The organism is Exiguobacterium sp. 8A (assembly GCF_902506275.1).
GTDB lineage: Bacteria > Bacillota > Bacilli > Exiguobacteriales > Exiguobacteriaceae > Exiguobacterium > Exiguobacterium profundum.
This window is the reverse complement of sequence record NZ_LR733630.1, coordinates 582316-606878: the sequence shown is the minus strand read 5'-3', so window position 1 is coordinate 606878 and position 24563 is coordinate 582316. Positions and strand designations below refer to the sequence as shown.

Annotated in this window: 31 protein-coding genes and 1 other annotated feature; of the genes, 11 read left to right on the top strand and 20 right to left on the bottom strand. The window is 44.3% G+C overall.

All coding sequences use genetic code 11. The features are described 5' to 3' along the window. Window positions 1-69 precede the first annotated feature (69 nt). From GVY42_RS03120 to GVY42_RS03110, 3 genes are all read right to left on the bottom strand, one after another. A complete protein-coding gene (locus GVY42_RS03120; RefSeq protein WP_159562288.1) occupies window positions 70-738 on the bottom strand; it encodes a hypothetical protein in 669 nt (222 codons plus the stop codon). 6 nt (window positions 739-744) lie between these two features. After that, window positions 745-1425, bottom strand: a complete 681-nt coding sequence (locus tag GVY42_RS03115) for a hypothetical protein (RefSeq protein WP_159562287.1) — start codon at window positions 1423-1425, stop codon at window positions 745-747. Between the two features lie 100 nt (window positions 1426-1525). Beyond that, window positions 1526-1894 (bottom strand): PH domain-containing protein, encoded by a 369-nt coding sequence (locus GVY42_RS03110; protein WP_159563637.1) that lies wholly within the window; start codon window positions 1892-1894, stop codon window positions 1526-1528. A 119-nt stretch (window positions 1895-2013) separates the two neighbouring features. On the opposite strand from GVY42_RS03110, the gene GVY42_RS03105 reads away from it, so the two are divergent. From GVY42_RS03105 to GVY42_RS03085, 5 genes are all read left to right on the top strand, one after another. Beyond that, window positions 2014-3219: a sodium:proton antiporter gene (locus GVY42_RS03105; protein ID WP_159562286.1), complete on the top strand. Its 1206-nt coding sequence runs from the start codon at window positions 2014-2016 to the stop codon at window positions 3217-3219. 95 nt (window positions 3220-3314) lie between these two features. Next, entirely contained in the window at window positions 3315-3611 is a 297-nt protein-coding gene (locus GVY42_RS03100) for a hypothetical protein (RefSeq protein ID WP_159562285.1), read from the top strand. A gap of 29 nt (window positions 3612-3640) precedes the next feature. After that, complete coding sequence (locus GVY42_RS03095; RefSeq protein WP_159562284.1) at window positions 3641-4120, top strand: helix-turn-helix transcriptional regulator; 480 nt, start codon at window positions 3641-3643, stop codon at window positions 4118-4120. After that, window positions 4104-4388, top strand: a complete 285-nt coding sequence (locus tag GVY42_RS03090) for a hypothetical protein (RefSeq protein WP_159562283.1) — start codon at window positions 4104-4106, stop codon at window positions 4386-4388. The genes GVY42_RS03095 and GVY42_RS03090 overlap by 17 nt, the downstream gene beginning before the upstream one ends. An 18-nt stretch (window positions 4389-4406) precedes the next feature. Next, window positions 4407-4811: a nucleoside 2-deoxyribosyltransferase gene (locus GVY42_RS03085; RefSeq protein WP_159562282.1), complete on the top strand. Its 405-nt coding sequence runs from the start codon at window positions 4407-4409 to the stop codon at window positions 4809-4811. Here GVY42_RS03085 and GVY42_RS03080 read toward each other — a convergent pair. Then, window positions 4798-5559: a helix-turn-helix domain-containing protein gene (locus tag GVY42_RS03080; RefSeq protein WP_159562281.1), complete on the bottom strand. Its 762-nt coding sequence runs from the start codon at window positions 5557-5559 to the stop codon at window positions 4798-4800. The genes GVY42_RS03085 and GVY42_RS03080 overlap by 14 nt on opposite strands. A gap of 127 nt (window positions 5560-5686) precedes the next feature. Between GVY42_RS03080 and GVY42_RS03075 the strand changes: the two genes are divergently transcribed. Further along, on the top strand, window positions 5687-6739 hold the full coding sequence (locus GVY42_RS03075; RefSeq protein ID WP_159562280.1) for an MFS transporter: 1053 nt from the start codon (window positions 5687-5689) through the stop codon (window positions 6737-6739). A gap of 284 nt (window positions 6740-7023) precedes the next feature. Then, window positions 7024-7276 (top strand) — a binding site (T-box leader). A gap of 68 nt (window positions 7277-7344) precedes the next feature. Next, window positions 7345-8568 carry an MFS transporter gene (locus tag GVY42_RS03070; protein WP_159562279.1) on the top strand — a complete coding sequence of 408 codons (1224 nt, stop codon included), beginning with the start codon at window positions 7345-7347 and terminating at the stop codon, window positions 8566-8568. 67 nt (window positions 8569-8635) lie between these two features. Here GVY42_RS03070 and GVY42_RS03065 read toward each other — a convergent pair whose 3' ends face one another. Then, window positions 8636-9022 (bottom strand): NUDIX hydrolase, encoded by a 387-nt coding sequence (locus tag GVY42_RS03065; RefSeq protein ID WP_159562278.1) that lies wholly within the window; start codon window positions 9020-9022, stop codon window positions 8636-8638. Window positions 9023-9113: 91 nt separating this feature from the next. Between GVY42_RS03065 and GVY42_RS03060 the strand changes: the two genes are divergently transcribed. Beyond that, window positions 9114-9815: a CPBP family intramembrane glutamic endopeptidase gene (locus tag GVY42_RS03060; protein ID WP_159562277.1), complete on the top strand. Its 702-nt coding sequence runs from the start codon at window positions 9114-9116 to the stop codon at window positions 9813-9815. A gap of 5 nt (window positions 9816-9820) precedes the next feature. Here GVY42_RS03060 and GVY42_RS03055 read toward each other — a convergent pair whose 3' ends face one another. From GVY42_RS03055 to GVY42_RS03045, 3 genes are read right to left on the bottom strand one after another with little or no spacing between them, the layout of a single operon-like run. Next, window positions 9821-10546: a MerR family transcriptional regulator gene (locus GVY42_RS03055; RefSeq protein ID WP_159562276.1), complete on the bottom strand. Its 726-nt coding sequence runs from the start codon at window positions 10544-10546 to the stop codon at window positions 9821-9823. A 23-nt stretch (window positions 10547-10569) separates the two neighbouring features. Then, a complete protein-coding gene (locus GVY42_RS03050) occupies window positions 10570-11547 on the bottom strand; it encodes a serine hydrolase (protein ID WP_159562275.1) in 978 nt (325 codons plus the stop codon). Next, on the bottom strand, window positions 11525-12070 hold the full coding sequence (locus GVY42_RS03045) for a short-chain dehydrogenase (protein ID WP_159562274.1): 546 nt from the start codon (window positions 12068-12070) through the stop codon (window positions 11525-11527). The genes GVY42_RS03050 and GVY42_RS03045 overlap by 23 nt, the downstream gene beginning before the upstream one ends. Window positions 12071-12287: 217 nt before the next feature. On the opposite strand from GVY42_RS03045, the gene GVY42_RS03040 reads away from it, so the two are divergent. Then, window positions 12288-13097, top strand: a complete 810-nt coding sequence (locus GVY42_RS03040) for a GGDEF domain-containing protein (protein ID WP_074037051.1) — start codon at window positions 12288-12290, stop codon at window positions 13095-13097. Between the two features lie 21 nt (window positions 13098-13118). Here the strand turns inward: GVY42_RS03040 and GVY42_RS03035 are convergent, their stop codons facing one another. The 7 genes from GVY42_RS03035 to GVY42_RS03005 form a co-directional block, all read right to left on the bottom strand. Beyond that, entirely contained in the window at window positions 13119-13808 is a 690-nt protein-coding gene (locus tag GVY42_RS03035) for a VOC family protein (RefSeq protein WP_159562273.1), read from the bottom strand. A 41-nt stretch (window positions 13809-13849) separates the two neighbouring features. Next, window positions 13850-14593: a hypothetical protein gene (locus GVY42_RS03030; RefSeq protein ID WP_159562272.1), complete on the bottom strand. Its 744-nt coding sequence runs from the start codon at window positions 14591-14593 to the stop codon at window positions 13850-13852. A 14-nt stretch (window positions 14594-14607) separates the two neighbouring features. Then, window positions 14608-14919, bottom strand: coding sequence for a DUF2199 domain-containing protein (locus GVY42_RS03025; protein ID WP_236548979.1), 312 nt, complete (start codon window positions 14917-14919; stop codon window positions 14608-14610). A gap of 311 nt (window positions 14920-15230) precedes the next feature. After that, a complete protein-coding gene (locus GVY42_RS03020) occupies window positions 15231-15869 on the bottom strand; it encodes a hypothetical protein (protein ID WP_147537435.1) in 639 nt (212 codons plus the stop codon). Between the two features lie 122 nt (window positions 15870-15991). Then, window positions 15992-16909 carry an NAD(P)-dependent alcohol dehydrogenase gene (locus tag GVY42_RS03015; protein ID WP_159562271.1) on the bottom strand — a complete coding sequence of 306 codons (918 nt, stop codon included), beginning with the start codon at window positions 16907-16909 and terminating at the stop codon, window positions 15992-15994. 99 nt (window positions 16910-17008) lie between these two features. Beyond that, entirely contained in the window at window positions 17009-18052 is a 1044-nt protein-coding gene (locus GVY42_RS03010) for an ABC transporter permease (protein ID WP_159562270.1), read from the bottom strand. Then, window positions 18052-18912: an ABC transporter permease subunit gene (locus GVY42_RS03005; protein WP_159562269.1), complete on the bottom strand. Its 861-nt coding sequence runs from the start codon at window positions 18910-18912 to the stop codon at window positions 18052-18054. The genes GVY42_RS03010 and GVY42_RS03005 overlap by 1 nt, the downstream gene beginning before the upstream one ends. 210 nt (window positions 18913-19122) lie before the next feature. Between GVY42_RS03005 and GVY42_RS03000 the strand changes: the two genes are divergently transcribed. Then, window positions 19123-19422: a hypothetical protein gene (locus tag GVY42_RS03000; protein ID WP_159562268.1), complete on the top strand. Its 300-nt coding sequence runs from the start codon at window positions 19123-19125 to the stop codon at window positions 19420-19422. Window positions 19423-19728: 306 nt separating this feature from the next. On the opposite strand, the gene GVY42_RS02995 is transcribed toward GVY42_RS03000, so the two are convergent. The 4 genes from GVY42_RS02995 to GVY42_RS02980 all read right to left on the bottom strand — a co-directional run bounded on the left by GVY42_RS02995 (window position 19729) and on the right by GVY42_RS02980 (window position 23081). After that, window positions 19729-20154, bottom strand: a complete 426-nt coding sequence (locus GVY42_RS02995) for a hypothetical protein (protein ID WP_074037059.1) — start codon at window positions 20152-20154, stop codon at window positions 19729-19731. Window positions 20155-20239: 85 nt separating this feature from the next. After that, on the bottom strand, window positions 20240-21004 hold the full coding sequence (locus GVY42_RS02990) for a DUF817 domain-containing protein (protein ID WP_159562267.1): 765 nt from the start codon (window positions 21002-21004) through the stop codon (window positions 20240-20242). Window positions 21005-21012: 8 nt separating this feature from the next. Next, window positions 21013-21873: a metal-dependent hydrolase gene (locus GVY42_RS02985; RefSeq protein WP_159562266.1), complete on the bottom strand. Its 861-nt coding sequence runs from the start codon at window positions 21871-21873 to the stop codon at window positions 21013-21015. 200 nt (window positions 21874-22073) lie between these two features. Further along, on the bottom strand, window positions 22074-23081 hold the full coding sequence (locus GVY42_RS02980; protein ID WP_159562265.1) for a YafY family protein: 1008 nt from the start codon (window positions 23079-23081) through the stop codon (window positions 22074-22076). Between the two features lie 116 nt (window positions 23082-23197). Here GVY42_RS02980 and GVY42_RS02975 point away from each other — a divergent pair, with 116 nt between their 5' ends. After that, window positions 23198-24043 carry an alpha/beta fold hydrolase gene (locus tag GVY42_RS02975; RefSeq protein WP_159562264.1) on the top strand — a complete coding sequence of 282 codons (846 nt, stop codon included), beginning with the start codon at window positions 23198-23200 and terminating at the stop codon, window positions 24041-24043. A gap of 24 nt (window positions 24044-24067) precedes the next feature. Here the strand turns inward: GVY42_RS02975 and GVY42_RS02970 are convergent, their stop codons facing one another. Continuing rightward, window positions 24068-24481: a hypothetical protein gene (locus GVY42_RS02970; RefSeq protein ID WP_159562263.1), complete on the bottom strand. Its 414-nt coding sequence runs from the start codon at window positions 24479-24481 to the stop codon at window positions 24068-24070. Window positions 24482-24563: the final 82 nt, after the last annotated feature.

The window sequence follows — 24563 nt, the reverse complement described above, 5'->3', positions numbered from 1 at the left end:
TCATCCCTGTCTATATATGATTAAAAAATACGGTATTTGAAATATATTGAAAGCTAATATACTCTCTTATTATTTGGTTTCATTCTGAAAGACTTCGGCACGTCTCCTCTCCTTAAACGGCCAACGATAAATCTTTTCCTCATTTCCGACATAGGCTACACCGTTTTCAATAGTCAACGAGGAACAGTCAAGGAGATGACGTGGCATCGGATAAGAGTCAATCCGTCCGTCCACTTGGACATGAACGAGACGACCGTCGATTGAAGAGATGACCCACACCCCCTTCTCTGATGCACACATCACGTCACAATCATGAAGGACCGGGGCCTTTCTGATCTCTTGATTATAGCGAAAACGTACGGCTCCCTCTGTTGATAAGCAGACGAGTGCCTCGGTCGAGACCCCTTCTCCAAAGATACCCTCGTCCCCATACCCGATCCAGATTCCCGTTTCATTTATAACGACTACTGCAATCGCGTTACCTGCGTGAAATGAATGTTTGATGTCTCCGTCTGCATCTAACACCCACGCATTGATTGGTTCCCCTTCTAACGTAAATGCCCAGATGAACAAGTGATTCTCGTCAATGATTCGAATACCCGCCACATATTCATGACGTTTGAAGTCCATAATCAACCCATTCCAATGGATGTAGAATTGATGATTGGTCTTGACCAAACGAGCGGAACCCAATGACTTGCGCGCATCGGAATCAACCACCTCTATTTCATCGTTCATACACTATCACCCCTTACCGTCTTCGAATCGCTTAAACTCCAACGCTGCTCGAAATCGTCTAGATTCTTCATCACTCACCACTACATCCATATATCTCGATTTCCAATATGGGGAGAGGTCCACTTCTTCCACGCCAATTCGCTTGAACCAATCTCTCACCGTCTCATTCGACTGGTGTCTTGAGGAAATCGGCAAGTCCAGATTGAACTGGATGAGCGCATTCCGAATCGCGCTATCGGTCCATTGAATCTCTTTAGATTCCATAAACCCTTTTGGCTTAGTCGTTCGATTTCCTCGCTTTACAGCGTTACTCGAGAAATCAATAGTCGAGATGACACGCTTTCTTTTCCGTAGCATGCTGAGCATCAAAATCAGGAGAACAATCAAACCTCCAATAAAGAACCACAACCAGACCGAATTTCCCGACTCGGTTACCGTTCCATCTGTTCCGAACGTATAGTCTAAAAAGACATGATTCAAGTTTTGAAAGTCCTTATCATCTTTCAGACGAAACTTCCCTTCATAATCACCACTGCTGACTCCGTCCTCTCCAGAAAAGAGAAGCACGATCCCACCTTTTGTCGGGTCGTGAAACCAATCCCAAAACAGTCGAGCCAAATAGATGAATCCAGTCACCAACATCAAACTACCTAACATGACCATCAATAGTCGGATTGTATATCGCATCGTAACCTCCGTCACACATTATGTACTATCGTATCACGACATACGACTAATTGTCAGAAAAATCCAAATAAAAGGACCGAAAGATTTTCGGTCCACTATTTTACAAAATTGCTTCTGCGAGCAGACGGTCGAACTTACGCACATCCACTTTCTTGTTCAAATTAATTTTAATTGTACCGGCGCGAGTGAACAGCTGGACTTCGGAATTAAAGTCGAACATCCTCCCCGCATTCTCCGTCGAGTACATATTGATCGAGTCGTACGGAAGCGAGTAGACCTCAATTTTTTTACCCGTCAGTCCTTGCGCGTCACGGACAATCAGACGTTTGTTCGTGAAGACGGCGACGTCACGGACTGTCTTATAGGCCGCGACCGCCCGCTCCCCATCGATGAATGACTCCGTGATATCACTCGGCACCTCACATTCGGAATAAAACGTCCAAGATAACTCTCCAATCAGGTTTCCCATATTGATTCCTCCCTGAATAAATGACATGTACTACCACCTATATTCCACATTTTTCGTTTGATTAGACCTCGAATGGGAAGATAATGTATAGCATGTTGATTGTAGAGGAGGGCGTCGTCATGATTGCGCAGCAAATCATCACATTACTACTGATTGGCTATTTCATTTATTTGATTGATTCCAAACGAAATTATTTTCCGGTTCCGGTCATCTTGGTATTGATCGGAATAGCGCTCTCATATATCGCTTTTTTTGATTCGGTATTCATTTCAAAAGATATGATCTTCGAGGTGTTCCTACCGGCACTTCTGTTTACATCGGCTTATCAGTTCAAATACAAAGATTTGAAAGACAATATCGGGATCATCACGATATTGAGTACGGTCGGTCTTGTCTTGACTGCCATCTTGATGGGATATGGCACGTTTTGGATCAGTGAGTTGTTTACACCACTCAGTTTGACCGCCTCTTTCTTATTGGCGTCCATCTTGATTCCGACCGACCCTGTTTCTGTGACCGCGATCTTAAAGCGGAGTAAAGGAGAGAAGCGGATTGCGGACGTCGTCGAAGGTGAATCGATGGTGAACGACGGGACGAGTGTCGTCATCTTCACGATTTTTCTTAGTATGTTCGCAACGGGAGAGCGGTTCTCCACGCTTAGCTTTTTAAGTGAATTTTTGATAGTGTCTGCTGGAGGAATCGGGATCGGCTTCGTCTTTGGATTTGTACTTAAAAAATTGATGATTGTCAGTTTTAAAAAGCATGAACTCGTCATGTTGACGATCGTCATCGCGTACGGGGCTTTCTATCTTGCCGACGCGCTGGAAGTATCGGGTGTCCTTGCGACCGTGACAGCAGGCATGATGCTCTCCCATGAGCTTGGCATGAAAGAAAATTATGAATCGGTCCAGCGTCACTTGGATGGATTTTGGGACATTGTGATTCCCATGCTACTCGCTCTCTTGTTCTTGTTGATTGGAATCGAAGCGACCAGCTACCTGTCTATATCGCTCTGGACGTTCGCAGCCCTATTATTCTTCCTTTCCATCCTGACCCGGTTCATCGTTGTCGGCGGTCTCGTCTATTCCGTCCCTGTCTGGCGAAAGGAATTTAAAGACGATTTGACAGCGACTTCTCTCCTTACTTGGTCCGGGATTAAAGGAACAATGTCGATTGCCCTCGTCCTCTGGCTAGAGGCAGAGAACATTGACGGATCGAGCGAAATGATTTCTCTCGCCTTTGCCGTCATCCTCCTCTCTCTTGTCTTACAGAGTATTGGTGTTTATCCGCTCACTACCTATTTAACGAATAAAGATGACACGTGAAAAAATCCTTCTTCGGGAGGATTTTTTTATTCGGGAATTGACATCGACTACTTTAAGTGTAAAATTACACTTGTAATATACTAGGAGGTGATCTGTTGGAAAACACTTCAACACCATCCGCTGCCATCTCTACTGGGATAGTGACCGTCGCGCTTGCACTCGTCGCTTCATTTCTTACCCCATCATTTTTGAAAGTCGGAATCATCTGGGATATGGTCGCTTTCTTAGTGATTGGGATTGCGACATTCAGTTTTACATACCATTATTATCAATCAAAACGGTTGTCCTATTGGCAATACATTTGCTGTTATGTCATCGTCTGTCTCTTTTTATTCACCGTGTTTCTCGGAATCTCATGGTTACTGATTTTCATAAGCTCGGCGACGCTCTGAGTCGAACAAACAGGAAGGAAGAACCGATTATGAAAAAATCCGAATTTATTGGACAAGTCTCTCGAAAAATGAAATTGATTCGCATCGAATCCCAGTATTCACAGGAAGAGATGGCGAACTTACTTGGGATTTCAAAAAAAACACTCATCCAAATCGAGAAGGAGAGAAATGAAGCAAGCTGGTCGACGATTGTGACGCTATGCGCGCTGTTCAATGAAAGTGAGATTCTCGTACACTTGATTGGCGACGACCCCGTTGAATTCGTCAAACTGATTGCAACCGAGAACACATACGAGCCGAAAGAAAAAACACTCGGCGGACGTGTCTTTTGGCATGCGATCAAAGAGGGGTCCCACTTCATTCTTCAACAGAACATCATCAGCGGACATTACCGCATCATCGATCTCGATCATGTGAGATGGTACAGCACGTTTGATGCGGAAGATGCCGAACAGGTGCGGTTGAAGTTGGAACTTCATCGTGAGGAATCAGATGACACGAAAGCATAAAGATTTGATGATGGCTTTCAGTCTAATCGTCATAACGATCGTCTACTTTTGGCTGATCCCAAACATCGCGTATGACTACATTTGGTTCGTTGGCACAATCATTTTACTCGTACTCTCGTCTTTATCAATCACGCGCTTGATTCAATCATACCTTCCACTTTCTATGATGAAATTCGTCCTGATTAGCGTGATTTTTTTCCTTGTACTCTGTTGTCTGTTGATTATCCTATTTTATGTCGTAGCGCTTTACCAGATGAACCATTTGTGACGAATTGGAGGTCTTTGTATGCGATTTTATGTCGGTTCAAGCTTTTCAAATATCGAAGAAGTACGGTTCATCCGTGATCGACTGATTGCGCTCGACCACAGTCATACGTACGACTGGACCCAAAACGAACGTGCCGCTTCAATCGATGCGTTACGTGCGATTGGCGAAGAAGAGGTTGCTGGAATTCAAACAGCGGACTTCGTCGTCATCCTCTTGCCTGGAGGAAAAGGCGCACATGTAGAGCTCGGGATCGCTCTAGGAACGAACAAGCCCGTTTACCTATATGATTTGGGTGACCAGATGATGAATATGGAGGAGACGAGCACGTTTTATCATGTGGATGCGGTACAATGCTTGGAGGGATCGTTCCACGACCTCCCCCACCAAATCCAATATCAATTGGAGCTCTCTAATCACGTTTGAGCTGATGTCCTTTATTCTCACGAAATCGAGCCGGGGTGCAACCTACCCATTCTGTGAAATGTCTGTTCAGCTGAGCCGGACTATTGAATCCGACTTCCTGGCTGATTGCGAGTAACGTAAGGTCCGAATAGCGTAGAAGTGATTTCGCATGAATCAGGCGTTGTCTCGTGATGTATTGATACGGTGTCTGACCGATTCGCTCTCGAAAGCTCCGAATGAACTGATATTTGCTTTGATGGACGATTCGACTCAAGTCTTCAATGCGAAGCTCCGTATGATAAGAATCATGAATGACACGCAAGACCGGTGCAAATATGTCTTCATCCACAATCGAATCGCTTAGATGATGGCGAATGAATGTCATGACATCATCTGTCGAAGCATTCCCCAATAACTCTCGACTTGACCACTCCCCTAACAGCCTTCTTGTCGACATGACCGCTATCGAAGGAAACATTGGATTGATCCTGTTTTTAAATCCGCTCAAGCGGCTAGCAGTAAACCGAAAACTCACATAAGTCGTTTCAGTTGAATCCGCGAACAATCGAAAGGACTGATTCGGTTGAATCACAATCGATTCGCTGTCTTGGAGACGATATTCGAATACATCCACTTCAATCCCGATTTTCCCTCCCAACACGAGCACCCAGACGATGTCTTCTACGCTCTCTTCTCTCTCTGTCGTCCAATCTCCAATAAACGACACGTAATGAATGGTGACGTCAGGCAGTGTAAGTAATTGTTCCATACATCCCTCCAGATTATTGCGCCAAAATCGAGCAATAAAGTGCACGATGATTCACTTCAAATCACGCATACTGTTCATAACAGTCAAGTGGCCACTTCACTGACCTTATGAAAAGATGGTGATTCACATGTTTCAATCGCTTCATCCTAACCTAAAAGTTAGACTTGGCTTGAACTTCATTCAAAAGCTGACTCAAACCGCGGTATTTCCTTTTTTGACGATTTATTTCGTTCGACAATTCGGTGCGACGGAGACCGGACCGCTCATCGTCTTGACGATGATTGCCTCATTCATCGCAAGTCTCTATGGAGGCCATCTGTCCGATTGTTACGGAAGAAAACGAATTCTCTTCATCGGAGAAATACTACGTTTCGCATGTTATATCGGTATGACAATCGCAGGTTCCCATGTAATCGACAGTGCCATTTTATTATTTATCTTTTTCTTTTCTAGTAATCTTCTGAGTAGTGCCATCACGCCAGTAAACGAATCCATCTTGATTGATGATAGCCGACCCGAGCAGCGAAAATATTTGTATACACTCAGTTACTGGCTGATGAACGGTTCCATCGTCATCGGTAGCTTAATCGGCGGCTTCTTCTTCGAACAGCATCTCTTCTACTTGTTAGTATCGGCAGCCATTCTTTCATTCGGATGTGTCTTCCTGATTTCCTTCAAACTCAAAGACAACTATAAACCTTTACCGCGTAAAGGACAGAAGACTACTAATGTATGGACAGGATACCAGACGGTCATGAGGAACCAACTCTTTTTGAAATACCTTGTCGCAGGTATTTTGACGTTGTCGTTAGAGTTGCAGCTTACGCATTATCTCGCGATTCACTTTGCTGAAACGTTACACGCTGTCCCGTTCTTTCATTTCTCACTAGATGGGACGAAGATTCTCGGACTGCTTCGAGCGGAGAATACGATTCTCGTGTTACTGCTCGGTCTTGTGTTGATGCGTTGGACCAAATCTATCTCTGAACGTGCGCTACTTTACACGGGTGTCACACTGTTCAGTCTTGGATTCGCCATTTTACCGGTTTCAAATGATTTTTCAATGCTAGTGCTCGCTACGGCTTGTTTCACGTTCGGAGAGCTGCTATATGTCCCCATTCATCAAGCCATGCTAGCTCGACTCGTCGAAGACCACCTCCGCGTCAATACTTGGCCGTGAACGGTCTCCGCTACCGAGGTGCGCTTCTCATTGGCGCAATCAGCGTCTCGACTTATGATGTCGTGTCACCTGGTTGGATGGCCATCACTTATATTTGCTTTGGTATATTGGCAATCTTCTTATATCGTTCAATCTTGAAAGAACTGGATAAGTGCCAACCTTTAGAAATGAAGAAAGCGTCCTAGATCACAATCATAGTTTAGTATCTTGAAGGGGATATACATCTATCTACCAAAAACGTTTCCAATATTTGCACAATGTGCTATCCTTACAAAAATGATCTGATAAACGCGATGAAGAGAAGAGTAAATCCATGAATCTTTCGTAGAGAGCCCCGCCGGTGAAAAAGGGTAAAGAAGATGGATCGAAACAAGACTCCGAGCAGCGCCATGGAACTCACCCCGAGGGATATGGCGACGGGCACTCCCGTTATAGAGTTGAGGTATAGTCCGACTCGTTCGGCAGTACCAAACAAGGTTCGTACGGTGACGTGCGGACGAACAGGGGTGGCACCACGATGAGAATCTCGTCCCCAAGACTTCGTTCTTGGGGGTGGGATTTTTTTGCGTTGCGAAAGTGATTAAAAAATAGAAGGAGTGATTGACTTGAACTCGTTTCGAAAAACCTCTACGCTACTGCTCGTCAGTGTCGGAATCTCAAATCTCGGTGCTTGGGTATACTTTATCGCGCTCAACCTGATTGTCCTCGAGATGACGGGATCTCCATTCGCCGTCTCGATTCTCTATGTATTAGTCCCACTCGCTTCAATCACGGCGAACCTTTGGTCAGGTAGCCTGATTGACCGGGTCGATACGAGACGACTGATGATGTTGCTGGATGTCCTGCGCGCATGTCTCGTATTCTGCTTGGGCTGGATCGATTCTTTATGGTTCATCTATGGAGTCGTCTTCATCCTGAATCTGATGAGTTCATTATTCGAATCATCAAGCCTGGTCTACATGACGCAACTCGTACCTGCCTCGAACCGTCAAAAGTTCAATGCGATGAAAAACTTTGTACAGTCATCCGGTTTCATTTTAGGTCCGACGATTGCGGGTCTACTCTTTCTAGTCGGGAGCCCGACATTTGCGATTTTTGTGAACGCCTTCGCACTCATTGGATCGGTCGGTATGCTGATGCTCCTCCCATCTCACCTTCGAACGAATGCGCCTGTTGAACCATTCTCTATGCGGATGATCATTGACGATTGGAAGGTTGTCATCCGATTCGCTTCGAATGCCAGATATGTGATGCTCATTTATGGCTTGTTCTGCGTCATGACCATATTCATGTCTGGACTCGACTCGTTGGAAGCGTCATTCGCGACCCAAGTCCTTCACTTATCTGAGAGCCGCTACGGATTTCTCGTCAGTATCGCTGGAATCGGGATTATTGCAGGCTCTCTCATTAATTCAAGATGGAGTCACCGCTTATCCTTATCGTTTTGTATCGGATTCGGGGGCATCATGACACCAGTCGGCTATCTTCTTTTCGCAAGTTCATCGTCATTCATGATGGCCTCAGTTGGATTTTTTGTCCTGACATTCGCGCTTGCCTTTGCAAATACCGGATTTTTATCATTCTATCAGCACCATGTCCCGGTCGAAATCATGGGTCGGTTCTCTGGCGTTATCAATGTGGGAGAATCAGTACTCGTCATCCTACTCACGTTCGGGATTGGACTCCTTGCCGAAATAGTTGGGATTCGCCCGGTCTATCTCGCATTCTCCATTCTCTTCTTCCTCATCGGTTGTTATACGATGTACGTCATGCGCGACCGTTCGAAACGGAACTATTTCACTTACAATCAAACTGAAGAAGCATCTTAATATATTTGCCGGTCGCTTATATGCGACCGGCTTGTTCTAATCGATGAATCGCTTCATTGATTTTTCATCATACACTCCACCGTTTAATCAGCTCAAGATCTTCTGGAAATGCAAGTTCCAATCGCTCCAATTCATGAATCGACCACCAATTGACTTTATCCATGTCCGAGTCGATAGTTGCGGTCACCAACCGCTCCTTACACGTTGCCAAGAAATAATGTGTCTCGACCTGAAAGTTTGATATGATGGCTCGTTTGATATTTAGTCGTTGATCAACAGAAATGCGATAGCCCGTCTCTTCTAACACTTCGCGCCGACAACACTGTTCCGGAGTTTCTCCGTCTTCTAGACCACCTGATGGCAAACTCCATTGTTGTATGTCACGATTCTTTACGAGTAGGACTTCCTTCTCTTCGTTGATGCATAAAGCAGCTGATCCAATCCATTGTTCCATAGTCTTAATACTCCTTTTTCATTTTTCTGCTTGCAGGTGACGTTACGTCACCCGATATGATGGGGCTACAACCACATAAGGAGGAAATATGATGTTGAATCAAATGCAAAAGAAAATATCTCCCATTTGGACATGGAACCAGTTCGCAATTACGATGGTTCTTCTATTCGGAGTGACGCCCCTACTCATCGAGCAACACTTACACAACTTTTTAGAGCGGTCATGGGGAAACACCCTCTATTCAGGAACAAGTATCGGCCTGTTATTAGCCATAATATTTATGACCGTCCTCTATCTCGTCGCAATACGTCCTCGGACCTTATCGCTCGAAACGTTAGGACTTCGCCGCATCTCATGGAAAGACTCGGGGATGATCTTTCTATGGACAATTGTGTTAATTGTACTCAGTATCATCATCGTCGTAGTCCAATCATATTTCAGCATCGGTACGTCGAATACAAAAACAGAGAGTTTGCAAAGTGACTTGTCGATTATCTCCATACTAATTGCGTTTGGATCGGCGGCCATCATATCACCATTCTATGAAGAAATCTTTTATCGTGGGTTCTTATACCGCTTCTTTCAAGAACGATTTGGGGTTTGGATCGGGATGCTAATAAGTGCTGGAATATTCACTCTCGCTCATTTACCGACGACAAACACGTTACTCGTCAATTTTGTATCGGGACTAGTATTTGCTTGGGTATATGAACGGACCAACTCTATATATTCCAGCATGCTCATCCATGGCACCTTTAATGGGCTAGCCGTTCTATTGACTGCATTGGCGTGAGGGAATCACTCTTGATATAGTGAATCAATATAGGCAAGAATCGATGCATCGATTGGATACAGTCCTAATTCATTCGATGCATCAGTTGATTTTCGAATCATCCAAAATGATTCAATCAATTGTTGATCTTGTCCAAATGTCTCGTCTGTTAACCATGTCAAATCTTCTTTAAGAATTTGAGCTTCTTTTGAGGAAGGGGCGACCCCACGTTCCAATAAAATTTCAATTCTCCGAATCAAGTTGATCCACTTTTTCGTATCATGCTCACCGTCTTCTAATTTAGGTAAGCTTGCTTTCAATGAATCAGACTCTTCTTCCGAAAAATAGTCCGTCCATTGTCCCCGGTCATTTGATTTAGCTTGAATAGTTTGTAGTTTCGTCCAATCGATTTTTTCATTTTCAAGCTTCATGGATTGAAGGAGTGTGACAGTATGGTTTCTGGCCTGCTTCAATTCCTCTATCTTTCCTTCTAACGAGGACAGATGTGCGGACAAGATGCTTGTAAGTGATTGCTCATCTAAGATTCTCCGAATCTCATCAAGCGGCACGGCCATCGATTTTAAAAGCATGATTTTTTGAAGGCGAAACATTTCGTCGTCACTATAAAATCGTTTCTGTACATCGTTTGTATACGATGGAGTGACCAAATTGATTTGGTCATAGTATCGAAGCGTACGCACTGACACGTTCAGTTTTCTTGCGACATCTCCCGTTGAATAGTGTCTAGCCAACGTGTAGCCCTCCTTATAATACGTTATGTGTATGCCCTTAGTAGCTGTCCGATCAATCCTTCGAGTTGATGAACCCCTTCATTCCGATTTGACAAACAAATGAAACCTGTTGGAGAGTCTTTCTCCATCACGAGCAAACATTGAAACCCGATCCCCCAACCGAATGAGAATCCCTTACCTGGCTTGTTGGGATTTATAAATAGACCATGTCCTACTTCGGCATTTGTGGAAGATGGTGTGAATAAAACCCTTCTTGACGCGTTACTCAAGAACCCTTCTTTCGTAATTGCGTTGACGAGTATCGCTAAATCGGAAGCCGTTGTCCAAAGACCACTCGCTGCAGGGTAAGGATAATAGCATGACTTTGGAGAGACGACTGACCCGTTTGGTTCAATCCCGATAACGCCATACTTCTCTATCCTCTCTAAATCATACGAACTTGAGTTCATATCCAGCGGTGCAAAGATGTATTCAGTCATGATTTTTTCAAATGTAGAAGACATACATTGCTCAATCGCATGTTGGAGTAAACAGTAACCAGAATCTGAATAGTGGAACGTCCCAACTTCCTGTGACTGGATAAACACCGGTCGCTCATAATAAGGTGTGTTACCCAATATTATCTCTTCCATCGAAGGGATCTCTGTACATTGATCCATCGTCCCGAACTGATCAGGCAAATCGATTATGCCAGCCTGATGTTGGATGAGCTGTCGTATCGTGATTTGTGAAGGAATCCCATTTTCATCATTCAACGTGAAGGAAGAGAAATAATCATTGATTTCCGAGTCTAAATTTAACTTCTGATCTTCAACGAGCTTCAAAATGAGAATCACCGTTACAAATTTACTAATCGAACAGGCGGCGAACATCCTGCCTTCACAAGAGACGTCTCCCAATTGAAATGCGGACAACTCCCTTCTTTCAGTGATAGTTGCCAAATCTAAATTTGATACATGGTGCTTCTCCATCCATTCGCTAATCGTTTCTCGAGTGAACATTTATGTCATCCTTTCGTGTACCAATCAATCGATAGTCGTCTTGGTTCTGCATAGCATCGTGAACACCTTTCACAATCTCGTCGTGTGTCAACCAACGGACAGATGCCAACTTATGCATTTCACCTAATTGGACTTGCCGATACAGCTGTTGTTCATTGAGACATAGACATGCCTTCTCATATTCCGGATTCGCCCGGCTACCTAAAATATGTATCACCTCTGCAGTTTCCGAATGATTCAAAATGAGTTGCATCGCTTTCCCTGAGCCTCGGTGCACCCACGCGATGACTCGATCAAATGGACCGTTTTTTTGCACTGCACGCTGTAGTGCGTTTGAAAGTGCTTCCTCATCGCAATAATCAACAATCAGCGGATGACACGTTTCAGGATTTCTTTGTACGACGCTTGCCATTTTTTCTTTATTTCGTCCAATGACCGTGACATTATGTTCGATTGCCAAATAAGATGCGAGTCCTGCCAACATCCCCGTCCCTCCGACGAGCAATATATGTTTTCGATTCATGCTATCACCTCTTTTTCCATTATACACCAATCATTCGTACTTCTTTTTCTAAAGAAGTGTTCGCAAACATTCACGTCTTTTCAAAAATAAGCCTTTTAAAATAGAGTGAATCACTTATAATGAATCAAGTGTTCGAATCGGTTTGAACAATCACTATTTCGGAAAATGGATAATAGTGTTATCATTGCAATTTATTTCTTTTAAGAGGAGGATACCTATGAGACACTGGACAACGATGTCCATACAACTAATCGCACTCATCGTTGTATCGTTGACATGTAGTATTCTACTTTCCTCTGTGCTGATCCTGAATCATCTACCCGTTTGGTGGATGATCTGTATTCCGATTCTTTATCTTTCAACTTTGCTCATTCACCGAGCGTCTGGTGTACTCATTCTGTTAGGATTCGCTGCTTACTTTTTAATCACGATGCCTGTGTATGAGACTGCCGCTACTGCGCAACTATATATTTTATTACTATTAGCGATTTTGACGGGGTTGTCTTACTGGCTCCAAGTCAAGCTGTTTCATGCCCAGTTTGCACTAAAGGTTGCGGAAGCGAGGGTCAGTCAGTTAATTGCGGTCGACCCAGAGACCGGTTTTGATAACCGTGATCGTTTTTTGATGGATATAGAGGCTGAACGGGATCGGTTGATTCGCCACGGTGAAACGTTCGTGGTGTCATTCATCACACTGCCCATTCTCGATCATTTTGAAAAACAGTATGGTTCATCCGAATATGAATGGTTCTTATACTATTTTAGTGACGAACTTCACGAAGCGACTCGACGAACGGACAAGAAGTATCGGGTTGCGCAAGACACATTCGCCATGATTTTCCCTCGAACTTCAATCGAAAATGCACAAATTGTACATGAACGAATCAGACCACTACTACTAGATTATTCACGTCAGAACGGTGATTCGCTCACTGTTGAATGCTCAGACCAATCGTTTGAAGTGAACTTGGAGAACGCAGTCATACGATTAGAAGAAATTCATCGGTATGTCGAATCTAAAGACTAAAAAATGAGTTCAATTGTGAACTCATTTTTTGATGGAGTGAATATGAATTTCGTGTTTCTCATCCATTTCGACGATGTATCGTTGATCAAGTACCATCTGAATTGGGCTCGGAATCGACAGTTTTGGTGAAAACAGCCACACACGACCTGGAGGAACTAATAAAATGTATGTCTCGCTATTCGGTGCGCCTAAAAAGTTCAGATGACGCTCATCGATTTGGTTACCGTCTCGGCGGTGGATCTCGATGTTTGAAAGTTCTTGTGCGACATGTAGCGGATCTTCCACAGTCAAACTCATCTCGCCAATTCCAAGAAATTCATTCAACGAAAAGGACTCGATGTTACTTTCTGGATTAATCGAATGTCGAGAAATCAACTCGACGACATTCTCGTCCGTATCGTAAAAATAAAGCGATGATGCATCGATTCCTTCAAAATAGATTTCGTCCTCCCCGTCTTCAGTTAAAAGCGGGACACGTGACATCAGCCATTCTTTCGCTTCTTTGAATCGATTAGCCGGAATATTGATAGCGAAATGGTATTGTCGCTCTTGCTCCGTTTTAGCCTCTTGAAATACCAACGCATCTTCACCTAGATTGATTCGAAAACTGGTCAGGTCTTCTTCACTGACTGATAATCCAAGTCGTTCCGTATAGAAACGTTTCATTTCGTCAAGTCGGTTCGTGTAGAGTGTCGTTTCTGTGATTCTCATGATTTCTTCCCTCGCATTCCTTATCACTATTCTTAATTCTTTCATTTGATCATTCGCTTGTACTTTTTATATTCTGTCCAACTCATATCCATCCCTAACAGCTCGTTACAAACATCCCTCTGCCAAGTGTGTGGATTGAAACCAATCACTGGCTTTGACTTTTCACCTGAATCATCAAAAGTCAGAACCAATTGAGCCACACCTTTTTCCATATAGGTTTTAGCCAATCTCTGATTAAACCGGCTGTAATGCTCACCTAAAGAAAAGGTTGGCTGCACTGCCCACGGACATCGCTCGATTGCCATTTGAAGATACTCGCGCTCTTTATGTCGTAGCACTTTTGACATGCTTAGACAAATCAATGCAGAAATTTCAGGTGTTGCTGCTTCGATCAATCGATTCGCTACCTCAATGACTTCCTCGTCCATCTCGAAATCATTCCATCCTATATCATATAACGCCAAGGCAAAGTAGAAGGGTTTATCTGGATGGTATGAAAAAGCTGTTCGGCAAAACGCGTTCACTCGATCATAATCTTCAATCCGATCCAACCGTTCATAACCAATAAGCAGATCCCAGCGATATGAATCGGTCGGATCAAGTAGCACATAGTCAATTAACAGCTGCTCGATGTCCGGAGTGTCGCGCATGAAGTGTCCAAGTTCTTTGAATCGTTTGTCGTGAACAAGTAACTCGATTCGCTCCAACATCTTCTGCTGAATCGAAGTGAGCACTTGATTTCCTGTGTACAAATCGAAAATCAAAGATGACTTCAATTGACTCACCCTGATCTCCTCCTTTATCCATTACGTTCAACGAGTCGGAATATATCATCGACCCGCAACCTGGTGATACCATTACGTTGCTCCATTGCAAGAGGATGATTCGTTGGTTCGAGTTCAATCAATGGACGTATTCCGACTGCACGCATATGTACATTTGTCTTTAGATTGATGGTATCTGGATAGATAGGAAGTTCCGTCGATAGCCAGCCGAACGTCGAATCGAGGTCAATACGCGTTGGTTCATCCCATAAATCGATGACTTTGAAAAAGTTATTCGGACTGAGTGATACCCAGACATTCCAGATGAAAGGATCGTCTTCTCCAATGATTGGAATTTCGAGGCATCCGTTGATAAAGAAATGAGCTTCATCGAGGACGCATAATCATCTGTCAAGACGACGCGTTTCTTCATTTCCCGTTTCGACAGCCCTTCTAATATTGCTGGCATGATTGATCCAAAACCGACTTTACTTTCGGTTCTCGTGCCACATGTTGAGCAGTTGTAATCACTGTTGTGCTTTCGTTTGAAAAGATATCTCATAAGTACTCGCTTTCTAGTTCAAATTCAAATTGTGGTATGTGAAATAAATATACATTCTACACGCATTTCATTTTAATTTAAGGATGTCACAGTTTATTAGACGAATATTGTAACTCTTGAAACAGTCTCTAGCACTCGCGTTTTCGTATCATTTTTCGATAGAAACACTTCTTCCCCCTTTTCATCGAAGCAATATGCGATCGGAATGGAGATTCCACAATTTCGATACGACCCATCTGCATGACTCGTTCCGATGATCATCGCTTTTCGTTCCATCGCAATCTTTCTCGCTTCTTCCGTCCACTCCATGAATTGTTCCTCACTAAACATCCCGACTCCGATTGGATTAAATATGATCGACAGATGCTCATGCGTTTTCAAGCCCTCATACCCCATAAAAATCTCCCTGCAAAGTAAATAACCGTATTCTTCCGCTCCATCCGTGACACTTGATGGCATGAACAAGAGCTCATTCTCTGGTGTTTTCCGTCGCGTTAACAACGTGTCACCTTGCTTGTTTATGATGAGGACCCGATCTTTATTCGTGTCATCTCGATACCCTAAAACAATCGATGTGTTGAATTTGATCGCTAAGTCACTTAGCCCATCTAATTCTGTATATGTACAATATCCCTCTGGATAGAGAATCAAGTCCACCGTCGGGTTCGACTCAATCTCTCGCTTCAGTTGCTCGAGATTTCGCTCTATCTTCGGTTGCCCAATCAATATATTCATGACTATTCGCTCGCTCTCATGATTTGTCTAGTTGATGAATCCATTCATATGTAAGTGAGGTTGTCGACCAAACCCCACGATAAAGCAAGAATTTGATACTTCTCTTTATACTATCATTTTATTTATTCTGCATTGATGCTCACCATCACATTTCCCACCTTTTTCCCTTGTTCCACATATCGGTGCGCTTCGACAATCTTATCGAGTGGATATACCGTATCAATGACGGGTTGCAATGCTCCTGATTCAAACAATTCGTTCAAAAATATCAAATCCTCTTTGTGTTCACTGGCTGGTCCCTGCCCCGCGACAGAACTGAAGGCCCCGTTCTCGCTCACATGGGCTTTCGCTAATCGTTTATCGATTTTCCCTGAGGCATCAAAGACCACATCATACGTATTTAATTCAAGGTCGTACCCCTCTTTCGTGTAATCGACGACCACATCAGCCCCAAGTCGCTTCACAAGTTCAACGTTCCGCTCGTGGCAAACTGCTGTGACATGCACACCGTAATGCTTCGCAATCTGTACGGCAGTCGAACCGACAGCACCTGCGCCACCATAAATGAGAACGTTGTTCGCCCGGTCGATGTGTGCCTTCCGCAAAAAATGTAACGACGTCGTACCTCCGAACGGTAGAGCAGCCGCCTCGATAAAGCTGGCATGCGTGGGCATCTGAAACACACATTTCGATTCGTTCACACAAGCGAATTCTGCATATCCGCCAAACCGCATCCCAGTTAGAGCATAGACGTTGTCTCCGACCTGAAAGTTTTTCACACTGTTGCCTGTTTCCACGACGATGCCTGCCAACACGACACCGAGAATCGGTTGACGTGGCGCCTTGAACCCAACAACCATTCGCATGGGGAGTCTCCCCAATGGAGGGACGTCTAGTGCTCGGAGGCGTCGATCTCCCGAGTGGACGGCCGATGCATGGACTCGAACCAGCAACTCATTGCTTTTCGGCTTCGGTTGATTCACTTCTTGAATGACAAGTACTTCAGGTGGCCCATACGCGGTACAAATCACAGCTTTCATATTGATTCACTCCATTCATCAATTGTCACCTTAATCTGTTATACACGTTCCCTCAAACAAGACAGTTCAGTCCATTCGACATAGAAAAACCGGATCATATCATACGATATCATCCGGTTCTTTCCTTAATGACATGGTTGAATCAACGAGGGTGAATGGATTCGAAAGAGAAGCAGCTGCCGCTTCCGATTCTGCTAGACTTACCTCGGTCACCACCGGTTCTTGACGTCTGAGTTTAAATGCTCGCTCGAGACGGTTCGTCAACAAGTTGAAGATAAAGATGAGCGCAGCAAGTGACATGGCCGGAACGAGAAACAAGTGATTCGTCATCCACGTCATCGCGGTGAACTGTCTGAAATAATACCCGAACATCGAAGACCATTCATAGACGGTCGGCATGATCCCTTCATGTAACATGACCGTTCCTCCGAAGAAAATCCCAAACAGCGAGAGATGAATAAGCAACATGAGCGTTTGGACAAACTGTTGCATGAAGACGATCACGAGGGTTGGAACGAGATGTGGGAATAGATGCAATCTCACACGGTGCCAGACACTGCCACCAAGCGTCTGAGCCACGATCATGAACTCTTGTTGAAGCAATTGTCGAATCTCCGTGATCAGGTATAACGTTACGGCAGGCAATCCGAGAACGACTAAGACGATTAGTTCAATCTTTACACGATCAAATAATGGAGGCACTTGTGTCGAATCAAAAAAGGTCAGTGTTCCTACTAACATCATCAATGCGATCAATGAAATCGGCAGAATCAAAAAGCCGTCCAATAACGTTTTAAAGAATTGATTTAAGCGAGCTCCCCTGAAAGCAAGAGGGATGCCAATCATTAGACCGATGACCATCCGTCCGAATGCGACGAGCGCACAGATGCCAACGGTCCACTTAAATCCTTCCACGAGCATTTGGAATAAATCATATCCAGCATTGTCCGTCCCGAGCCATTGATATTTTGACGGTTCTAATGGTGGTATTCCAATGAGTCTCCCTTCATCAGAGTAGAGCATGAGGGTTTGATCAACATTCCCATCACGAAACACGGTATTTCCAAAACTCATCAACAATAGCCCCGCTACGATAACAAAACAGAAGATGAAAATCGGGTCACGTATTAATACTCGGCGCATCAAATCCCTCCTTTCCATGCATTCGGAATAATCCATTCAATCAGTAAATCCAACAGAAAAATCGGGATATAGATGACGAATAAGATAACCAGTAATATCTCCATCTGCGGGTTGTAGACGGCGAATCGAAATAACCCTTGAACGTTAAATAAGTATTCGACAATCAAAAGTGTCGATAAGATGGTAATGATGTTCGAACGGAAAAAGAGGTAAAAACGATAGATGATATTCGGTAATAAGTGTTTCCAAAACAGTCCACTCGGTCGAATCCCTTTCGCTTGCGCGAGTTCGAGATACGGAATGGCTTCTTGTTCATGAATATGAATCGTCAACCATTTGATAAAGAAGAATAATGTCGTCAGCGTCAATGTGACGATTGGGAGAAACCGTATATATTCTGCGAATCCTCCGGCAACTTCAATGCGATCGAACCCTGTCGACTTATGGATTGTAATCGCAAGAAATTGAGAAAAAATTAACCAGAACAAATCTGGTACCATCTCGAGCGTCTGACTCGTTTGGTGCAAAACGGTACGAACGCGTCTCCCGCTCCGATAGTAGAAGTACGCATACATTAATCCTAGCGAGGTCGATACCGCCAGTGCCGTGGTAAAAATGATGACCGATTCTTTGACGAGCGGTCCAAGTGCCGGCAAGAGTGGCAAGTAACGTTGCGCGGTGATGTTGTAATATGTAATGTCCTCTAGTTTCTGTAATTGGTCCATCTGTTGTTGAATGCCGTTCCAATAATTCGTCAGACTAAAATCCGTCTGAACGACGAGCGACGGTAGCGCACTAATCGCAATCAAGATGAAAAATGCGACTATCAGATGAACTGATTTTCGAGCAATATACGTCATAGTTCGATCTCCTTTTGAATGCCAATCTCTCAATCAAAAGTGTGAAAGGATGTCCGTTTGATTGTTCATTTTCTAAAGGGAATAATATCCAAAGACACTTTCCACTGATTCTAGCATATTTATTATGCAAATAGAAACAATTTTCTGAAATTTATATGGGTTAATTTGTATGATACAATGTATAGATAGAAATATTTAGGGGGTTAAAGGATGTGGATTATTTTTGGATTGGCGGCGATCGGCGCAACGCTTATTAATTTGACCGTATTTATGATGGAGAAGGACTATAAGCTGCCGATGGCGATTGCCCTATCATTAGTTGCTCTCACGTTATGCGCCGAATATAGTTTGCTCAACATGTGGGTCGAAGCAAAAGACTGGGCTGCCATATTGGATGTCGTACCCGGTATGTCGCGTGCGCTGTGGTTCTTAACGGTTGCGGCAATCTTTATGAATATCCTTCCAATCTTTTTAGAGAGAAAACGAAACAAGATGAAGGAATCGAAATGATTGGTAGGACGTTCAAGAAATTCCGGTCATATGGTGCATGACAATGAATCATAAACTTATTGCGATTCTCGCTAATCCATTTGGTGTTTTCATTTTTGTCGTAATTTCACTGTCTTTGATATGGCAGGCCATACTCAGTCTCTTATCGTCTCAGCACATCTTGTTCATAACCAATTTAGTCGGAGGACTGGGTTTTATCGTCATGATGTTGCTTTTATGGCATACATACAGGAGTCAATAATAGTAAAGCGTGTTCGAAGCTATAAAATTAGCTTTGAACACGTTTTGTTTTTGAGTTTCACGCAATCAATCATCTGAACGGGTTGAATATAATAGCTCACCGTCAAGTGATCGCAACTCATAATCGATTCCTGATTGCATCTGCTTTGTCATTATTGCGCGACACGTAAACACATATCCTGGACCATATGCAACGTCCGGAATTTCCTTGAAGCCGTATGACCGCTCTCCGAACCATAGCGTCACGTTCGATGAACCCTTCGATGATCGGTCATCGACGACATAACATTCTCCCGTCTCGACGATGTGATTCGTCGTCATGCGGTCGTACGTTTCCATGCCTGCCATTCCAAGTACAAGAAACGAACAAAACATTGCGAGACAAGCTTGTCCTAGTTTGACTCGATTCCGAGTCTTTCGCCACTCTCTCCAATAGATGACAAGAGATCCTAGACACAATAATCCAATCAACCAAGTAAGTACAATTTCCAACAACCGAATCACCTCGTTTTACAATACGACTTTCTTCAAAAAAGGATTCGTGTCCCCTCACAAAAAAACTCGACACATGTCGAGTTTAAGGTAATTCATACTCCAATTTTCGCTTTTGCCAAGCGACAAGGAGGATACTGATGATGACGAGTAGGAACCAGGACGACAGTTTTCCCAAATCGACGATGGCCCAACCGTTCAATTGGTCCGGATACGCCCAGCCGTTGTAGAACGTGACAATATTTTCAGCGAGCCAGATAAAGCAGGCAATCAAGAAGAATGACAGGACGACCGGCATCTTAAATCGTCGATCGTCGAGTTTATACGAGACAACCGAGCGACCGAACGCCAAAAAGATGAATGCGATCAACAGCCACCGTAGGTCTAACCAAACATGGTGCCAAAAAAAGTTGAAGTATATGGCGATGCCAAGTCCGAAGGCGATGATTGGGTGGGGCATCTTCGTAAATCGTAAATCGAGACGACGCCATGCCTGGACGACATAACTTCCAACGCTCGCATACATAAACCCTGCATAGAGCGGGACGCCCCACACTTTTGTGAACGCCTCATCCGGATAACTCCATGACCCCATCTGCACCTTGAACAGTTCAAGTCCGAGACCGATGACATGGAACCAGCTGATGACCCTCACTTCTTCCATCGTCTCAAGTCCCGTCTTCACAAGGATCACTTGGACGAACAGACACCAGATGAGTAAGACATCATATCGCGGGAGCGGTAACTCCACAAATTTCGTGACGGCGAGCGCGCCAAAGATGGCGACCGGGAAGATACAACTAAGTGCCTGTTCGTAAGCAAAGATAAAGAGATAACGTATACGTCCCATCCGTTGCCCTACCTTTCGATATATTCATATAAAAATGAGGACTCTCCGTCATAAAAACGTGGGTCAAAGACGCCGAGTCGTTCTTCGTTCGCCACGATGACGACGAACGGTGACCATTTTGTCAATGTGCGTGCCTCTTGATTCACTTCAAACAATGGCTCAAGACTCGTCTTTTCGGCACTCGTCAATTCGTATTGCAAGGTCGCTTCTTGATATATCGAATCTTGAAAGAGCGATACGTCCTCGTCAGTCTTCGTAATGACCGTGAAATGTGTCGGGATAAATGAAGCCGAGAGCGCCACTTCGTCATATTCTTTTGAATAAGACTGATATAAATAGGCGCCTTGTGCACTTTGAAGCGCGACATAAAGAACGAGGGCAGCCCATGCATACCGATACGTCTTATACCGGACTTCTTGTTTACGTGCGACGAGCCAGGCGACCAAGAAGATTCCCCAATAGACAAAATCGACAATCGGGATCACACCGAATGTGATCCTCACGTCCGAGATCGGTTCGAAATACCCTGTCCCCCATGCATTGAACAAATCGGATGTATTGTGTACGAAGACAGACAATAAGGCCCACCAAAAATAGCGGATGTCCGTCACTCGAAAGAGAAGACGAACCAGTATGTAGATGAGCAGTGCAAAGAGCGGAACGAGGAAGATCGAGTGAGTGATGCCGCGATGCCACATCTGATACATGCCTTCCGTGTCCCATAGCCGTGAAATCACATCACTGTCAGGGATTTGGCTCCCGACGAGTGTCGTGACGAATAAGGCTCGTTTTTCATGTTGTTGTAAATCACGCTTATCGGCTGCACCATATAACGTCAAACCGAATAACGTATGTGTAATCGTATCCACGTTCTACCTCCATAGCGAAAGAGACATCTCCCAATCCTGGACGATGTCTCTTCCTATTAGTTCTCTTTATCCATTTTCATGGCGCGTCTTGCGACGATCGTTACGAAAATGACAGCGACAATCGGAATGATCAATGGCATCCAATTCAACATCCGCCTGTCCCCCTTCATCTAGTGTCGCAAGCAGTATAGCACATCTGCTTACTCGATGGAGGAATGAATGCTTGTATGTTCATAAGTAATTGCCATCTTCTCAATCGTTGCTTTCATATGTTCACGAAGCGTGAGTGGTTCAACCACTTCTACTTGTGAACCCAAAGACAGCAACCAGTAAATGAATCCGTCAGATACGGCTGCGTCGAAACGGATGAGGAAGCGTTCTCCATGTTCGGACACGGAAACATCTTCTCCTAATTTGTCAAAGATGACCGGGAGTACCCGTTCGTCGACAGACAAGACGATTTGTTCATCAGATCCGTTATACATATTGAATGACTTTTGATAGTAATCATCAGGTAGATGATGTTTCGGGCGAATGGTGCCGTCTTCCACGATCTCCGAGTTGACGATGCGATCGACCCGATAGTTCCGCACCTCTCCGATTGATTCGTCGATTCCGATCAAGTAGTACTGCTCGTGATTCCAATGCAAGTCGATCGGATTGACGACATAACGTTCTCCGTCACGACGAAGTGGAAACGTTCGCTTCGTTACATCGAATCCGACGACGTCTGTATATTGGAACGAGATGGCTTTCCGTTCATGAATGGCCCGTTGAATACGATCGATATGGTAAGGAATGTGTCCGTGTTTTTTCTTCGGCGTCTTGATGATCGATTGTAGCGTCTTCGCTTCAGGGATACTCGTCAGCATTTGAAGCTTCTCTACGATTTCCTCGGTCACGTCTTCCGAGATAAATTTCGCTGCGACAATCGCATCGACCATCATCCGAAGTTCATGAATCTCAAATAAGCGGGCCGAATGCCAATATTTTTTGGCGAGACCATTCTTCTCCAATTCATCCTGCACTTCAAACCCCGAATTATTCAGTGCTTGGATATCGTCTTTCACCGATTTTTTTGCTAACTTAGAAGTATCTCCAATCGTTGACAAGTACTCGAGCAAATCTTCTAGTGTCTTTGGATTCGCTTCGTCCGTGTAACGTTCGAAGAAACGTCGAACTTCAAGTAACCGCTCTCGGTTATTCACGGTTCTATCCCCTTTCGTCTCTCTGTCTAAATTATGTATAAACAGACATTATCATTTTATTTCCACGAAATAAAGGTATTTTCCATTACAAAACGTTTAAGGAGGCGCCATCTAAGTTGAAATATTATGCACACGTCGACGGCTCAAAAATCGAATATATAGACCGCGGTCACGGTCCCGTCATCGTACTGATCCATGGGACCCAGTCATCGAGTTTAGAACCATACCATGTGGACCAACTCGTTTTATCCGGTTTCCGGGTCATTGTCCCATCTAGACCCGGATATGGAGAAACACCATACTCTTTTTCAGCATCTCCTCAATTGTTTGCATCCCGACTGTCTCACTTGATGCAAATGCTAGATATTGATCGATATCATGTCTATGGCATCTCTGCCGGAGGACCGACCGCGATCGAGCTCGCTTCACAGAATCAGCGTGTCCTTAGTTTGACCCTCGCTGCCGCCGTGACGAGTGTCGTTGATTTCCCGTATCGGGACACGGTCAGCCGAAATGTCGTCCAACCCGCATTTATCGCACTTCAATACATCATGAAACAGTTTATTGCTCGTGCCATTCATAAACATCCATTCGAAGCGACGGCCCGTATGATTCAATCGACAAGCGTGTTGGCACTCGAGACGATTCGAGAAGAGGTGTCTCCTTATGATATTTTCCTCCTGAAACGCGTCGCGAATCAGATGGCGTTTGGACTTGGCGCACAGTTCGATTTGAAACAGCGTGTCTCGAGTGAGGTGTTACTCGGTGTGTCGTGCCCAACCTATATCATTCACTCGAAAAACGACAAAGCAGTTCCTGTTCGACATGCCCATTACGCGAAGCGCTTGATCCCACATGCGCAGCTTACGATTCTGAACAGTCCCGGTCACTTGATTTGGGTCGGACGGCAAGCAAGAAAATCAGAGCGACAAATCGAACAATTTATCCGTTTTAACTCCTAAAGCATCTCAAAAAGAGGTGCTTTTTTACGCCTCTAATCCGAGGGCATCAATCAATTGATTCGTTGTATGTTCCGGGATTCTCCAGATAACGTCTGTTCGTTCAAATTCTGTGATCACACTTGGATGGTCCGGTTGTCCGAGCCAAAGCTGATAGCGCTCTTGCTCTCTACCTTTAAATTGTACGATGAGGTCAAAATCGGGTGCTACTTCGATTTCGATGTCTTCGATTTCTTCTGAACTTCGTAGCATTTCCGCGAACACTCTCACTTGATCCAACGAGTGGAATTCTAGTGCTATTTTTTCATTAAACGAACCCAGTCCTACCGATTCTGCCACCATCACACGTTCAACTTCTTCATTCTCAATTTCTCCCACTGGATCCCCAAATGGTGCGGTAATCGTTCGAATCGCATCAACCCACTTCATCATTTTTTCCATTCTTTCACCTCTCTCTTCTCTATCTCAATACGTAGATCCAATCAAAACGGTTTCAAAATATAGAAATAAAAGAAAAGCCGAG